Genomic DNA, 14909 nt, shown 5'->3' on the forward strand with positions numbered 1-14909 from the left:
AAATATTTTTATAGTGCACTTTCAAAAGTTTCTGACTTCTTCATTGTACCTGTACTCATAAATTTACTATGCCATGATAAAGCTTCGTCTAATATATGAGGAGTTTGTTTTGCTCCATTTTGACATGCTCTATTTAGGTAATCCATAAGTTGATCTTTATAATCTGGATGAACACAATTTTCTATTATCTTAATAGCTCTTTCTCTAGGTGCAAGACCTCTTAAATCAGCATATCCTTGTTCTGTTACAATTACCATTACATCATGTTCAGTGTGGTCTACATGAGATACCATAGGTACTATTGATGATATATCACCATTTTTTGCAATTGATTCAGTACTAAATATAGTTATTGCTCCATTTCTAGCAAAATCACCAGAACCACCGATTCCATTCATCATCTTTGAACCCATGATATGAGTTGAGTTTACATTTCCATAAATATCAACCTCAATTGCAGTATTCATTGCAATTACACCAATTCTTCTAGCTATTTCTGGGTTGTTACTAATCTCTTGAGGTCTCAATATAATCTTATCTTTAAAGAAATCTATATCATTTTCAAATTTTATTAATCCTTCTGGTGATGGGCTTACAGATGTAGTTGATGCCATTGTAACTTTACCCATTCTTATTAAGTCCAACATAGAGTCCTGCACAACCTCTGTATAACAAGTTAAATTCTCAAATTCAGATTCACATAGTCCATATAAAACTGCATTTGCTACACTTCCTACACCAGATTGAAGAGGAAGTAAATTTTTTGACAATCTACCTGATTTTACTTCTTCTCTAAGAAATGCAATAATATTATTTGATATTTTTTTTGAAGCTTCATCTACAACACCCAATGGACGTGTTTTATCTTGCATATTAGTGATTACTATTCCTGCAATCTTATCTAAACCACAAGGTATATATGTCGTTCCGATTCTATCTTTAGGATGATTTATTTCTATTGGTTTCCTGTTTGGCGGATTTTCTGTAATATATATATCTGCCATACCTTCCATCTCCATTGGTTTTGCCAGATTTATTTCAACAATTACTTTGTCTGCACTTTTTACAAAAGATGGTGAATTTCCTATCCCACTAGTTGGTACAATATCTCCATTTTCAGTTATGGCAAGTGCTTCTATTATCGCTACATCCACTTTAGGTATAGTTTTATAGTTTAAAAATTGAGTAGAATGACTTAGATGCATATCTATATAATTGACATCACCTTTATTAATACTGTTTCTAAGTATTGAATTAGTTTGATAAGGAAGTCTTCTTTCAATTATTCCTGCTTCTGCCCATGCTCCATCTACTTCTGGTCCTAAAGATGCTCCTGAATATACAGTCAATTTTATCTTATCTCCACTTTTAACCCTTTCTGAAACCGCTAATGGTACTGCTTTTGGGTAACCTGAAGGTGTAAATCCACTAAGTCCAACAACCATCCCATTATTTATAAGTTTAGCAGCTTCATCTGCATTCATAATTAAATCACATAACTTTTTATTTCTTAATCTTTCGCTTAGTTCTTCAAATACTCCTTCATTATTCATAAATATCCCCCCATATAAAATCTTATTTACATTGGAAGTTTGTGTAAAACTATAACCAATATAACTTTAGTTAACAATGCAAATGGATAGGTAGCACCATACCCCGCTGCTGGGTCATCACTATCAAGAGCATCAACAGCAGCTCCAAGACCTGGTGTTGATGTCATACCACCACAGACAGCTCCAGATAACAAAATCCAATTTAGTTTGAATACATACTTACCAACTAAAAATCCAATCATCATAGCTGTAATTCCTACTACTATAGCTACTAAAGCTAGATGCATCCCAGATGTCATAATTGAATCAACAACTTTACCACCATATCTTAATCCAACTATTGCTAAGAAAAATACTAGACCTATTTGTTTTAGAATATTTAATACTTTTTCTTCCATTCTGAAATTTACTATACCTATCTTACCTATATATCCAAGTATTAGAGATACAATTAAAGAACCACCAGTTGCCCCTAATGTAAAGTATCCTAATGGTCCCATGAACACGTGTATTCCTCCAACTAAATATCCAGCAAGACATGTTAAGAAAAATGTTATTATATTAAATGGAACTTCTGGTATCGTTTTACCACCAACACTATCTCTAGCTTCTTTCATTTCTTTTTCATATTTTCTTCTTTCTTCTCTAAGGTCCATTCTAAATATTTTAGGAAGGAAATTTACTCCTAAAATCACTATTAATACTCCAAAAGGATAGGCAACTGCATGCCCTATACCAACACCTGCTTCAGCATATGCGATATACTTATCTATTTGCTCTTGAGTTAGTGATGTAGTTGTAGCTACATCCAATTTTCCCTCTGGATCAACTACTTTTAATATTTCTTTTTTATCTTTTATTGATGCTTTCTCAAACTCTTTTGATACATCTTCTGCATGTTTACCAGCTGTTTCTAGAGCAGCAGCTAGACCAGGAGAACTTGTTAGTGCTCCTGTATAAACACCAGAAACCTCATATGCACTACTTCCTTTATTACTTGATAGCAAAGTCATTGCATAAGTCATAGAGCCTCCTATAAAAGTTATAAGCACTCCTAAAACTACAAATCTAGCTCCATACTTCTTAAGTACAGCTTTCATATCCTTAGCAGCCAATAAACCAACTGCTGCAACAAATATAATTAGAAAAAAATCAAAGAAATCAGAAGAAATAATTCCATTACCCATCATGATAGTTGCTGCCTTATACCCTGCTGCTGTCTCTCCTTTTGCTATTACTGAATTTCCTAAGCTATACACAAGCCATCCAATAAATAATCCTGTAAATAACGCTCCTGACACTCCAAAATTAAACTTCCCAAATTTAATTTTTCCAAATAATATTCCTGTAATTACAGCAGCGAACATAAGGACAAAAGGGTTCATTAAAAAATCCATTAACTCAAATTTCACCAAACCACTCCCTTTCATATTTTGTTATTAAATTAACGATATTTATTAAAAAATATATCTCTCCCCTCTTTGCAAACTTTGCAAAATTATATTTTGTTATTAAATTAACATTTCTAATTAAAAAAATTTCATCCCTCTAACATTAGTTTTTTATGTTACAATTTAGTTAACAGTTAAATTACATAAATGCTAATTATTTTTAGATAGTTAAATTTTTAATATTCATTGATATAACTAGGTTTTAAATAGTTGTTACCTAAATTATGTCAGCTATTATCTTTTGTTAATTTAATAATAGCACTATTCTTAATAGATTGAAAATATCAAAAACTTATGATATGATAGTTTAAAACTATTCTATTTTTCTACAATAATATACAAAACTTATATTGTTGTTAATTATATACTTGTCACTAATTACATAAATGAAAGGAACTATTAACCAATGAACATAAATTATCTATATTATTTCCAAACTGTTTGTAAATATAAAAACATGACTAAAGCAGCAGAAAGTATTCATATTTCTCAACCATCTATAACCTTAGCTATTAAAGAATTGGAAAAGGAACTCGGTTTTGAACTTTTTTTTAGAATAGGTAATAAAATAGATTTAACTCCTGAAGGTAAGATTTTCTTAGATAAGGCAATAAATTTCACGAGACAATTTGAGGATTTTCAAAGTGATGCACTAGATTTAGGAAAAAAAAGAAAAGCATCTCTAAAAATAGGAATTCCTACAGTTTTAGGTACTTTTTTACTTTCAAAAATACTACCTAGATTTAATGTAATTTATCCAGATATTGAGCTTAAAATTTTTGAAGTCCCAACCTTTGTGGGTGCCAAAATGATTGAAGAATCTACACTTGATTTTTGCATTGGTATAATTGATAGTGATATTTATGATGATATAGATTCAAAAACAATATATAAAACAGAATTATATTTAGTTACAAATCCTAAAAATGAATTAGCAAAACAGTCCATTATTTCAAACTATATGTTGAAAAATATTCCTTTTGTCATACTATCTGAAGGTTCTTATCACTACAAAATTATTACAAAAAGACTTGAGAAGGTTAAACCAAATATAATTTTACACTCAAATCAACTTTCTACTATTCGTTATTTATTAGAAAATGATTTAGCTTCAACGATACTATATAAAGAAATATTCCAGAATACCGAAAATCTCTGTTCAATTCCTTTAGAACGTGCAATTACTGCCAATATTGGTGTTCTTTGGAGAAAACATCAATATATATCTCATAGTATGAAACTTTTTATTGAATATATGGCTTCTATTCATATAAATTAATATTTCTACATATTATGTAAATACAGCATTATATATATTTTGATAAATATTATAAATATTTTTGAGTATCAGTATAACAATAAAATATATTATCTCAAAAGAATTACAATGATATACATTCATAACTTAAATATTATTATACTGATACCTTTAATATTAATTTTACCTATTTTAATACTCATATTTTTAATTGGGTTTACTTGGACAACCTAGCAAGAAACCCACGCATCCAGAGACAAAATCTCTCATCTGTGAAATAGTTCCTATAGATGCTGTTGCTGGTGTTGTAAAATTTCTTACAATAAAAAGTACTATTAATGCTACTATACAAATCACAGTAGCTATAACAATTTGCAATTCACTAGTTTCTCCTTTTTCAATCTCTTCATCATTATTAACAGTCACTTTTTTATCATTATTTTGATAATTGTCACTTTCTAACTCAAATCCAATAGTATTTTTCACATTCATTATATTATTTTGACTTGGTACTTGACCGTTATTAGAAGAATTATCATCTATAAAAATATTTGAATATGCATCAGTATTTGTAACTTTTCTTGAAGTTCTACTTATAAAATTAGCACTTAAAAAGTATCCAAATATTGCTGCTGAAGTAGTTCTTATCACTACATCAATAGTAGTAGTATCTTGTGAGTTAACTTCATTGACAAACAATGTGTATATAGATTCAAACATGAGTATTGCCATAACAATTATAAGACATCTATCTATCAATTTAATTTTGTACCAGGCTTTTTTTATGTTTTTCATAAACTTATGTTTTTTATTCATGGATATTATCACCTCACATAATAAAATTAAGCCCTCTTTACTAAGATATGTAGAGAGAGCTTAATGGTGAGATTACAATATTATTTTGTGTAAAAAATTATATAAAAATTAAATTATTTGTCTAAAATCATCAAATCTTTAGGGAATTTAGTTAATCTTTCAGGTCCATTTTTTGTAATTAAAACAGTATCTTCTATTCTAACTCCTCCCCATCCTGGGAAATAAATACCTGGTTCCATTGTTATTATACATCCTTCCTCTATTGTTTTATCACCATAATTACCAATAAAAGGTTCTTCATGAACATCTCTTCCAACCCCATGTCCTATCCCTTGATAATAGTAATCTTCATATTTCTTAACAACTTTTCTTATTTCTGCATCTGGAATTGTAGCATGTACACCAGCCTTCATGTTTTCAACTCCAACATCTTGTGCTTCTTTAACTAAATTATAAATCTCTAATTGTTTTTCAGATGCTTCTCCAACTATAAAAGTTCTAGTTGTATCAGAAATATATCCATTGTACATAGCTCCATAATCTACAAGTACAAAGTCACCATTTTCTATAACCTTGTCACTTGGTTTACCATGAAGCAATGAAGTTTTTGCTCCTGATATCAATATAGTTTCAAATCCTATATTTTGAGCTCCATTCATTTTCATAAAATATTCTAGTTTTGTAGCTAATTCTATTTCAGTAACTCCAGCTTTTATATGTGGAACTAACTCTTCTAATGCTTTATCAGCTATTTCACAAGCTTTTCTTGTATTTTTAATTTCTTCTTCATCCTTTACATATCTAAGAGTCTCTACAATATTTTCTGTAGGTATCAATTCCCCTCCATCTTGTTCAACTAAATTTTTAAGTTCTTCATATTTATCAAATATTATATTTGTGCTTTCAAATCCAAGCTTTTTTATACATACTTTATCACACACACTTTTTACAGCTTTTGCCACACTTCTATCAAAATTATGCCAGTTTATAATTTCAAAACCTTTACAAACATTTTCAGCAAGCTCCATATATCTACTATCAGTAACTAAAAAATTTCCATCTTTACAAATAACTGCATATGCTTCTTCATCAGGAAAGCCACTTATGTAATTTACATTTGTTTTTTTTGTTAAGTATAATGCATCAAGTCCTTTAGCTTCTAACAATTCTACTACTTTTTCTACTTTACTCATGATTTTGCCTCCAAAAAATAATTTTTGCTTTAGTTATATTATATCACTAATAATGTTATTTTTTATCTTATAGATGCTTTATTTCTAAAATTTTTTCATATGTTATTAATATTGTTTATACATTTCCACTAATTTTTTACTTAGTATAAGTAACAACAAATAAGTAAAAAAATATTACTATGATAAAAACCCTTCCTATTTCTGTTTTATCAGTTATAAATATTTAATTATCTTTATATACTTACTTTGATAATAAAAATAATATAAGTTGAGTAACAAAAATAACATATAGTTATAGCGTAGAAGGCTATAACTATATGTTATTCATTTACATGTATAATTTATATTTATTTTGCAGTGTATCCAGCCTTGATTAAAGTTTCAACAGCTAAATCACCTTTAGCATCATTTACAAGAACTATTGGCCCTGTACAACCCATACCACTTTCAGCATAGATTCCATTTTTCCATAATTCAGATACTGCATCTTCTAAGTCCATTATATCAACACCAGCTATTTGACGAGTAACAACCTCTTTATCTGGCATTTTAACTTCTACTTTTTCAGCTTTAACTTCTTTTTTAGTAAGAGAAGCTATAATATCACCAAATTTTGCACTTTTAACTTTTGTAAATTCACTTCTTGCAATATTATTTATTTCTCCTTTTACAACATCATAAGCATATTTTAATGCATTAGCTACTACTGGAGAACCTGATGCTCTTGATACTATAAGTACTCTTCTATCATAGTCTTCTCCTACTCCAGGACCATACCCAAAGCCTTGGGCTTCATAGTCTCCACCTGTAGTATATGAAGAAAATACTTTCATAAATATATTTCCAGATAATGTATCAGTAACCATAACATCAGGTGCACCTACAAGTAAATCATTACCTCTCATAACACATCCACCATCTGCTCTAATTGAATCTGCAAATTCTATATCATATCCATTATCTTTTAACTCTTTTAAACATTTTTCAACTTGTCTAGCTCCATCAACATTAAGTATTCCAACTTTTGGATGTTTATTTCCCATTGATTTAGCTGTAGCAATACCATAAATAGCATTTCTTACCATTGCTTCTATTCTATTAGTAGCACTTGTTCCTGTTGTTGTTGCAAGTATCATTTCTTTTCCTTTTGCTGGAGTTATTACTCTACCTACTGTAGATACTCCTATTGGAAAATTATAATGCATAGTAACACAAGCATCTATATATCCTGAATCTAATAATTCTTCCATTTTTCCATGCATTTCTTTTTCATCATTAACTTCAACTACTTCAAGGTCAGTTTCCACTTTTGGACCAATAAGTACTATATCAAATAAGTTAGATTTTGCTAAGTGTGCACCATTAACCATGTTCTCTACACCATGTTCACTTCCAAGTGTAGTCACACCAATTCTTATTTTTTTGCCAAATTCGCCGCTTTCTATTGCATTAGCTACTTCTAAGAATACATCTGCGATTACTTTTTTTGACATATCCTCACCCCTATTCTTCTAACATATCTAATGCTAGTTTTTTCATAGATTCAGCTATTATCTTCTTAATTTCATCTTTAGATATTCCTGAAGTCTCTTCAGTAACACCTGTATTTCTTTCAGCTATAAAAGATACTCCATCAAATAAATTAGTCATTCTTCCTAAGAATAAACTACCTTTTCCAACTATCATAGCTCTATTTCTATCTCCTGTAGTTAAATCATCTATTAAAAATCCTATATAAGGAGCTCCTGATGGTATATGTCCTTGAGTTGGTGCCCATCCTGGTAATCCTTTATTAGTCACAAAATCTTTTAATTCTTTCTTCTCTAAGTCTCCACGCTTAACAGCAAGTGCACCTATCATTTTGTAGTTTGCTTCTGGAACATCTCCTGCTCCTGCTGGCTTAGTTATATCTGGATTTTGCATTTCAACTGAATATACATCAACATCTGTTATTTTTAAATTAGCTCTATCAAGACCTGAAGTTATAAGTGCTGTCATAACTGCTTGAGGTGAAGAACCAGTTCCCACTGTATGCTTACCTGTTAAATCAGTTCTTATAACTGGGTTTACACCATCATTTTCAGATACAAGTACTGCAAATCCTCCAACAACATCTTCAAGTACAGGAAGGCCTTTTTTAACATGGTCTTTAGCATTCATTCCAAGTTTAGCACTTGCTCCACCTGCTACTACCATTACATTTTTGTGTATCCCAGATTTTACTAAAGCTGCAGCTTGAATTAATGCATGTGTTGGTGCTGCACAAAATCCTCTTGTATCAGAACCAGTTGCGTTTTGAAGTCCAGCTATTTCAGCTATTGATTTAGCAAAGTTTCCTCCACCTCTTTGGTTTATATCTCCACAAGCTTCTTCTGAACACTCAATAACATAATCTATTTCAGCAGGGTCTATTTTACTATGTCTTAGCATTTGAATAGCAGATAAAACTCCAGATGCTTTTACTACTAAATTTTCAAACATTGTATGAGCATTTAAGTTAACATCTACGTCATGTGCTCTTTTTACATAGCCAACGAATTTTCCATCATGGTATAATCCTTCTGCTATGTGTGTTGCTACTAATTCCTTACCTTCTTCTATATCATCACCCTTTAATTTTCCTACAAATGGTGCAATTTCAGGGTAGTTATTTTCGATTTTTGGTTTTACTTCATCAATAAATTCTTGCGATAACTTTACTAAGTCAAATGCATCACTTATTTGCATTAAAGCTATAAACTCATCTTGAGGCATTATTTCACCAAATTTACCATTTCTAGTTCCCTCAACTTTTTGTTCACACCATGGCATTGGCAAATCTCTTAATTCTTCTGGTCTTCTGTTTCCTATGTAAACTTGATTTGGCATGTAGTTAACTACATCCTCATAACTTCTTATATGATTACCTACTTCTTGTAAAAATTCTGAATCTGGATTTGTTGCTCTTTCAACTGTACAAGTACTTCCATTTTGCACTATCATATCTGGAGTATGAATAAGTACATAGCCTGCCCCTTTTAAAACTGGATAAGTCATTTTGTGCACCTCCATAAATTTTATGAACACCTAATTTTAATTTCATTAAAGACTTCAATTATTATATTTTTATTTTATTGTATATTTTATTTTATTCTTTTTTTATGTATTTTGGTATTTTTTAAGATTTCATGAATGAATAACTCACATTTACCCATTCATGAAATCTATATTATTTTTTTGTGTATAGTTATTTTTTATTTTTAGTGTGTGTTTATATTTTTATCTATATAATATATGTGTGTGTTATTTTTATTTTTCAAATACTGTTTGACCATCAACTTCTGTAGTTAAAGCGTTTAATGCTTTTTCTACAAGGCCTCTTCTTAGGGCTTTTTCTTCTGTAGGGTCAAGTGCTGGATTTCCAAGTGGATGAGGTATTGCTATAGTTGGAACTATTCTGTTAGCCCCTACTGTTAACGAAATAGGTACTACTGTACACATATGAACTACTGGAAGTCCAGTTTTTTCTATTTCTTTTACCATCGTTGCACCGCAACGAGTACAAGTACCTCATGTAGAAGTTAAGATTACTGCATCTACACCATCAGCTACCAACGCTGCTCCAATTTCAGAAGCATATTTTTTAGAGTTTGCAACAGATGTACCATTACCTACAGTTGTGTAGAAAGTTTCATGTAATTTTCCTATTACACCTTCTTTTTCTAAGTCTCTAAGAACATCAACAGGTAATACTCTATCTGCATCTAAATTTGCATATACTGGGTCATATCCACCATGTGCAGTTTCATAAGTTTCTTCTGTTAAATCCATAACTCCTGCTATAGAATAAGTTCCATATTTAGAAGCTGAAGAAGATTCTATTCTATCTGGATTTCCTTTAGGAACTATACCACCAGAAGTAACTAAAGCTATTTTGCATTTTGATAAGTCTTTTACAGGATTACTTGGGTCAACTCTATCAAAATTTGGCATTGGATATTCAGTTTCAAATGACTCGCCTTTTATTTTCTTAATTAACATGTCAACAGCTCTCTTAGAACCTCTGTCTTCATGGAAGTAGTTAACTCTTATTCCTCTAGCTATGTATCCTTCTTCTTTAGGAGTTCCAATTTCTTCACCTTTAGCAAGTTTTATTGCAAGTTTAGCTATCTTAGGAAGTGCTTTTCTCATACCCGCTGCAGAATCAGAAGTTTCTACTACATAAACATCCTTTTTGAACATATCTGCACCTGGATTTTCAATGTACATACCTGTTAAAGCTGGTATACTTAAAGCATCTTTTACAACTTTAGTTATTGTTCCAGCAGCAACCCCATATCTACCAGCATTAAAGGCAGGCCCAGCTATAAAAAGTTGTGGTTCAAAACCTTTTATCATTGCTAAAACTTCTTCACTTGCGCTATCTATATTTTCATTGAAATAACTGTCTCCGCACACTACTGTACCAACTACTTCAATATCTTCACCTAATAATTTATCAAGTTGTAAACTTATTGGAGGTAAAGTTTCTGCCACATGTGGCTTAGTATCAGCTTTTTCTTCTCCACCTATACCAGCAAAGAACTGATTAATATAATGTACTACTCTTAGTTTTCCCATCTCTTAGTTTCACCCCTTTTGCTTTTAGGCATTAAAATTTGCAAAATTCTTCTCTTATACCAGACATTTCTTCTGCTATTTCTTCAACTTCTAAAACCATTTCCATCATACTTATTTGATCTTCATATACAGTTTCATCAAATAATTCTTTCATTTGTTCCTCTACAACATGGTAAACACTTAATCCTAAAGCAACTCCAGCAAGTGGTCCAGCGAAAGTTGGATCCCCCGCAGTTACTGTTTCGGCTGCAAGACCTGCAGCTTCGGCTTCAGCAGCACCTAGTAAAATCACAACATTTTCAGCTCCGAATTTATCAGCAGCTTCTTTAACTCTGTTTTGATTTTCTAAGTCCATAGCCCCAGCAGCTGTTCAGACAAAGCATTCTGTAGATGAGAAAACAACCTCTGCTCCTTCTACTGTTTTTACACATTCTTCTATTGCAGGTCCTGGTATACCATCACGGTCACCTATTATAAGAACCTTTTTATTACTAAGTAAACTCATAATAATCCTCCTCATTATATTTCTAATTATTTATATATCCATAACATTCATTATGTTTTGATAGATTTATTTACAATCTTTTTAATTGATATTACTCAATCATGATATTACTAAATCGTTTAATGAAATAACTCTTAATATCCTTTAGCAGTTAAATGACCAAATCCTGTTTCATTAGTTGCACCTGTTATAGCTTGTATTTCAACTTCAATAGTTCCATCAGCTTTTAAACTTCCATCAGAACCACCAGCTATTACATCTACTACTTCTAAGTGTCCAATTACCTTATCTAACTTAGGAAGTACTACAACTTGGTTAGCATTTCCACCTGTTACAACAGCATCTGCTCTTACATCTGCATCTGCAAGTGATTGAGAACCTCCATCACGTCCAGCATATTCATCTGTAACTATAACTGTTTTTACACCTTGCATTTCTATTTTTTTGCAGTTCATTATAAGGTCAGTATCTGGATTTCCAAAACCTTCTTGTGAAACTATAACTGCGTCTAATCCTAAGTATTTACATAACTTAGAAGTCCAGTTTGAAGATCTTTCTTTATCTGCTAGGTAAACATTTTCATTAGTTATAATTACACCTACAAAATTTATATCTTTACCATGTCTTGCATATAAGTCTTCAACAACTCCATTGTTTATATGAACATAACTTGGATTTTTATCACATGCAGAAACACAGTTACCACTTACAATTGCTCCGTCCATTAATTCTGTTGGATATAATAAAGTTGGTACTATTTGTTTTGCATCTACACCATATACATAAGTGTCATGTAATAATCCTTGAGTTTGAAGCATGTAAACATATCCTACTTTTGGAAGTTCTGGATACTCTTTTATTGACTCAAGAAGAGGTTTAGTTTCATACACTGAAACTTCGTCTGGAGTAAGATTTCTTGCTGCTTCTCCTAAATACATTGCTGCTTTGAATCCTATCATTCTAACAGCTTTCTCATGAGCGTATTGTTTTAAACCATCAATAGGTTCAGCTACTACTACTACATTATTTAATTTAGAAAATGGAGTGTATTTAGCCCCTTCTCCAGTCATATCTACTATACCTTCTTGGAAACCTACTATCTTTCCAGTAGTTACAACAGCTACACCTTTTAAAGCATGAGTTTTTCCTTCTCCTACAGTGTCAACCTTAGACATGATACCTGGGAATATTCCCCCATTACCTTCAACTTTTACTCTTGGCTCAATAACATCTTTTACAGGTGTTATTCTTATGCTTTCACCTGGACGAGCTAATTCTATATCTATAGACTTAATATGCTCATCTCCACCAATTTCTTGTAGCATCTCTTGCTTATTGATGAATAATACTCCATCTTTCACTTCTGTTACATCACCAAATTGAATATCTTTTATAAAGATTTTCCCTAATTCAAGACGCATACTTGCACCTCCTGTTATTTAATTTTGTATATATGCATTTGAGTTTTTCTCAAAGTTATATCAATATTTTCTAACTTATTTTAAAGATGTTTTCATATTGTGTTTTTATGTCTTGATATTTGTTTTATTACTAAAAATTCTTTATCGTAAAAAAAATATTTTATCCAAAATTATTTTTTTAACAAACTAAGACATAAAAATCCTTTTTATTTTACTTCTAGACTTAAATCGATTTTTTCTTTGTTTTTGTTAATATTGTATCAATATATTAAAGATATTTTTTAATCATATCTTCTATATTAGTAATTGTAGCATCATCCTTAGTAACTTCGTCTACTTTTTCTCCATCTTTGTATATAGCCATAGTTGGAAGTCCTAATACTTTTTGTTTTATCGCTAATCTTCTAGCTTTTGTTGTATCCATTTTACAGAATTTTATTTTATCCCCATAAGTTTCAGCTAATTTATGAACATCTGGCATTAAAGCTTTACAAGGTTCACAACCTTCACTCCAGAAATCAACAAATACAAAACCTTCTGCGTTTAAAACTTCTTCATCAAAAGTACTTTTATCTAAATCTAACATTTTCATGTTCCCCCTTGAAATTTTTATTTTATTTTAATATTTTAAATATTATTCATTAACTTTACTTTATAACTTTTTAGTTTTCAAACTTTTCATCAATATATTTTTCAGCTACTATAGATGCAATTGCTCCATCGTTAGTTGCAGTTACAACCTGTCTTAGAGTCTTAGATCTGCAATCACCTGCTGCAAATACACCTGGTATATTAGTTCTCATGTCTTCATCAGTTATTATGTAACCTTTTTCATCCATATCAACTTTGCCTTTGAATAAATCAGTTTGAGCATCTAATCCAACGAAAACAAATACTCCCATTGTTCCATCCTCTTCATCTGCAAAGTATTCATGAGTTTCTCCAGTAACTTTATTCTTAAATACAACTGATTCTAATATTCCATCACCTTTTATTTCTTCTATTACTGTATCTAGTAAAAACTCTATCTTTGGATTAGCCTTTGCTTTTTCTTCAACACTTTTAGCGCATCTAAATCCTTGTCTTCTATGTACAATTGTTACTTTTCTAGCAAACTTAGTTAAATACATTGCTTCCTCTAATGCACTGTCTCCTCCACCTACAACAAAGACTTCAAAGTCTTCAAAGAAATCTGCATCACAAGTTGCACAATATGAAACCCCTTTACCAGTAAGTTCTTTTTCTCCTGGGCAACCAATTTTTCTTGGTGTTGCTCCTGTTCCTATTATTACTGCTTTTGCTCTATATTCTGCCTTTTGTCCTTTTAAAACTTTTATATCTCCATCTAGTTCAGTATCTACAATGTTGTCTCTTAACATTTCTGCTCCGAACTCTTTACATTGCTCAACCATTCTAGCTATTAGACTTGGTCCTGTTGCATTTGGAACTGACCCTGGATAATTTGCAATTTCATGTGTTATTACAATTTGCCCACCAGTCTTATCTTTTTCTAGGATTAGAGTTTTCAACTTTGCTCTTGCTCCATAAAGACCTGCTGCAAGCCCTGCTGGTCCTGAACCAATTATTACTAAGTCATACACATTTTCCATTTTGACTTATCCTCCCCAATTAAATTTCTTAATTTTTATTTAATATTAAATCAGATTTAATATTTATGCTATTTTAATAACTTTTTAACAAATTCATTTATTCATACTGCATTCTTTGTATTGTATTATAAAATATGTCATAATCGATTACTCTAAAGTCATCTTGAACGCTTTCTGTCCATGCTGGAGTCTTTTTATTATTCTGAAATTTACTTGCAGTTATGATTGCTTCTTCAATTAAGGTTAAAGAGTTTATATCCAAACGATTTCCTTGTTTTAGTATAACTGTTCTATAAGGTGTCTCATTTGGTTTTACACTCCCATATAGTGGATGAGATAAAAGTTCATATCCTTCATGTATCAAATCTCTACTTGTTTCTAAGATTCCAATATAAGTTGTATCTTTAAATAAAACTTCTCTGTCTTGAACTTCTTCTTTTACTTTTGGATTATTTGTGATTATTATCATTTTTTTACTCTCTTTCAAATTTTTATTTATTGCT

General features: G+C 30.8%; 13 protein-coding genes. 1 reads left to right on the top strand and 12 read right to left on the bottom strand.

Going from position 1 to position 14909, the window contains the following annotated elements; translation table 11 throughout:
- Positions 1 to 8 precede the first annotated feature (8 nt).
- Positions 9 to 1553 carry an acetyl-CoA hydrolase/transferase family protein gene (locus tag IC219_RS04700; RefSeq protein ID WP_227824131.1) on the bottom strand — a complete coding sequence of 515 codons (1545 nt, stop codon included), beginning with the start codon at positions 1551 to 1553 and terminating at the stop codon, positions 9 to 11.
- Positions 1554 to 1579: 26 nt separating this feature from the next.
- Positions 1580 to 2983, bottom strand: coding sequence for a hypothetical protein (locus IC219_RS04705; protein ID WP_227482798.1), 1404 nt, complete (start codon positions 2981 to 2983; stop codon positions 1580 to 1582).
- 427 nt (positions 2984 to 3410) lie between these two features.
- Between IC219_RS04705 and IC219_RS04710 the strand changes: the two genes are divergently transcribed.
- Positions 3411 to 4283 carry a LysR family transcriptional regulator gene (locus IC219_RS04710; RefSeq protein WP_227432689.1) on the top strand — a complete coding sequence of 291 codons (873 nt, stop codon included), beginning with the start codon at positions 3411 to 3413 and terminating at the stop codon, positions 4281 to 4283.
- A 186-nt stretch (positions 4284 to 4469) separates the two neighbouring features.
- On the opposite strand, the gene IC219_RS04715 is transcribed toward IC219_RS04710, so the two are convergent.
- The 10 genes from IC219_RS04715 to IC219_RS04760 all read right to left on the bottom strand — a co-directional run bounded on the left by IC219_RS04715 (position 4470) and on the right by IC219_RS04760 (position 14875).
- The gene (locus IC219_RS04715; protein ID WP_227432688.1) at positions 4470 to 5078 is read right to left on the bottom strand and encodes a hypothetical protein; all 609 of its coding nucleotides are present in this window, start codon (positions 5076 to 5078) and stop codon (positions 4470 to 4472) included.
- A gap of 113 nt (positions 5079 to 5191) precedes the next feature.
- The gene (locus IC219_RS04720) at positions 5192 to 6271 is read right to left on the bottom strand and encodes a M24 family metallopeptidase (protein WP_227482800.1); all 1080 of its coding nucleotides are present in this window, start codon (positions 6269 to 6271) and stop codon (positions 5192 to 5194) included.
- 347 nt (positions 6272 to 6618) lie between these two features.
- A complete protein-coding gene (grdD, locus tag IC219_RS04725) occupies positions 6619 to 7764 on the bottom strand; it encodes a glycine/sarcosine/betaine reductase complex component C subunit alpha (protein WP_227830716.1) in 1146 nt (381 codons plus the stop codon).
- A 10-nt stretch (positions 7765 to 7774) separates the two neighbouring features.
- Positions 7775 to 9307, bottom strand: coding sequence for a glycine/sarcosine/betaine reductase complex component C subunit beta (gene grdC, locus IC219_RS04730; protein ID WP_227432685.1), 1533 nt, complete (start codon positions 9305 to 9307; stop codon positions 7775 to 7777).
- A gap of 252 nt (positions 9308 to 9559) precedes the next feature.
- The gene (gene grdB, locus IC219_RS04735; RefSeq protein WP_227432684.1) at positions 9560 to 10870 is read right to left on the bottom strand and encodes a glycine reductase complex selenoprotein B; all 1311 of its coding nucleotides are present in this window, start codon (positions 10868 to 10870) and stop codon (positions 9560 to 9562) included.
- Between the two features lie 31 nt (positions 10871 to 10901).
- Positions 10902 to 11375 (bottom strand): glycine/sarcosine/betaine reductase complex selenoprotein A, encoded by a 474-nt coding sequence (gene grdA, locus IC219_RS04740; protein ID WP_227432683.1) that lies wholly within the window; start codon positions 11373 to 11375, stop codon positions 10902 to 10904.
- A gap of 134 nt (positions 11376 to 11509) precedes the next feature.
- A complete protein-coding gene (locus IC219_RS04745) occupies positions 11510 to 12796 on the bottom strand; it encodes a glycine/sarcosine/betaine reductase component B subunit (protein WP_227482802.1) in 1287 nt (428 codons plus the stop codon).
- A gap of 268 nt (positions 12797 to 13064) precedes the next feature.
- Positions 13065 to 13382, bottom strand: a complete 318-nt coding sequence (trxA, locus tag IC219_RS04750) for a thioredoxin TrxA (RefSeq protein ID WP_227432681.1) — start codon at positions 13380 to 13382, stop codon at positions 13065 to 13067.
- A gap of 76 nt (positions 13383 to 13458) precedes the next feature.
- Positions 13459 to 14406: a thioredoxin-disulfide reductase gene (gene trxB / locus IC219_RS04755; protein WP_227432680.1), complete on the bottom strand. Its 948-nt coding sequence runs from the start codon at positions 14404 to 14406 to the stop codon at positions 13459 to 13461.
- A 97-nt stretch (positions 14407 to 14503) separates the two neighbouring features.
- Positions 14504 to 14875, bottom strand: a complete 372-nt coding sequence (locus IC219_RS04760; RefSeq protein ID WP_227432679.1) for a GrdX family protein — start codon at positions 14873 to 14875, stop codon at positions 14504 to 14506.
- Positions 14876 to 14909 lie beyond the last annotated feature (34 nt).

The organism is Clostridioides sp. ES-W-0018-02 (genome assembly GCF_020658175.1).
GTDB lineage: Bacteria > Bacillota > Clostridia > Peptostreptococcales > Peptostreptococcaceae > Clostridioides.

What these genes read in the sequence shown, in the direction of transcription:
- IC219_RS04700 (WP_227824131.1), bottom strand. Translation starts at nt 1,553, where the DNA reads ATGAATAATGAAGGAGTATTTGAAGAACTAAGCGAAAGATTAAGAAAT.
- IC219_RS04705 (WP_227482798.1), bottom strand. Translation starts at nt 2,983, where the DNA reads ATGAAAGGGAGTGGTTTGGTGAAATTTGAGTTAATGGATTTTTTAATG.
- IC219_RS04710 (WP_227432689.1), top strand. Translation starts at nt 3,411, where the DNA reads ATGAACATAAATTATCTATATTATTTCCAAACTGTTTGTAAATATAAA.
- IC219_RS04715 (WP_227432688.1), bottom strand. Translation starts at nt 5,078, where the DNA reads ATGAATAAAAAACATAAGTTTATGAAAAACATAAAAAAAGCCTGGTAC.
- IC219_RS04720 (WP_227482800.1), bottom strand. Translation starts at nt 6,271, where the DNA reads ATGAGTAAAGTAGAAAAAGTAGTAGAATTGTTAGAAGCTAAAGGACTT.
- grdD (WP_227830716.1), bottom strand. Translation starts at nt 7,764, where the DNA reads ATGTCAAAAAAAGTAATCGCAGATGTATTCTTAGAAGTAGCTAATGCA.
- grdC (WP_227432685.1), bottom strand. Translation starts at nt 9,307, where the DNA reads ATGACTTATCCAGTTTTAAAAGGGGCAGGCTATGTACTTATTCATACT.
- IC219_RS04745 (WP_227482802.1), bottom strand. Translation starts at nt 12,796, where the DNA reads ATGCGTCTTGAATTAGGGAAAATCTTTATAAAAGATATTCAATTTGGT.
- trxA (WP_227432681.1), bottom strand. Translation starts at nt 13,382, where the DNA reads ATGTTAGATTTAGATAAAAGTACTTTTGATGAAGAAGTTTTAAACGCA.
- trxB (WP_227432680.1), bottom strand. Translation starts at nt 14,406, where the DNA reads ATGGAAAATGTGTATGACTTAGTAATAATTGGTTCAGGACCAGCAGGG.
- IC219_RS04760 (WP_227432679.1), bottom strand. Translation starts at nt 14,875, where the DNA reads ATGATAATAATCACAAATAATCCAAAAGTAAAAGAAGAAGTTCAAGAC.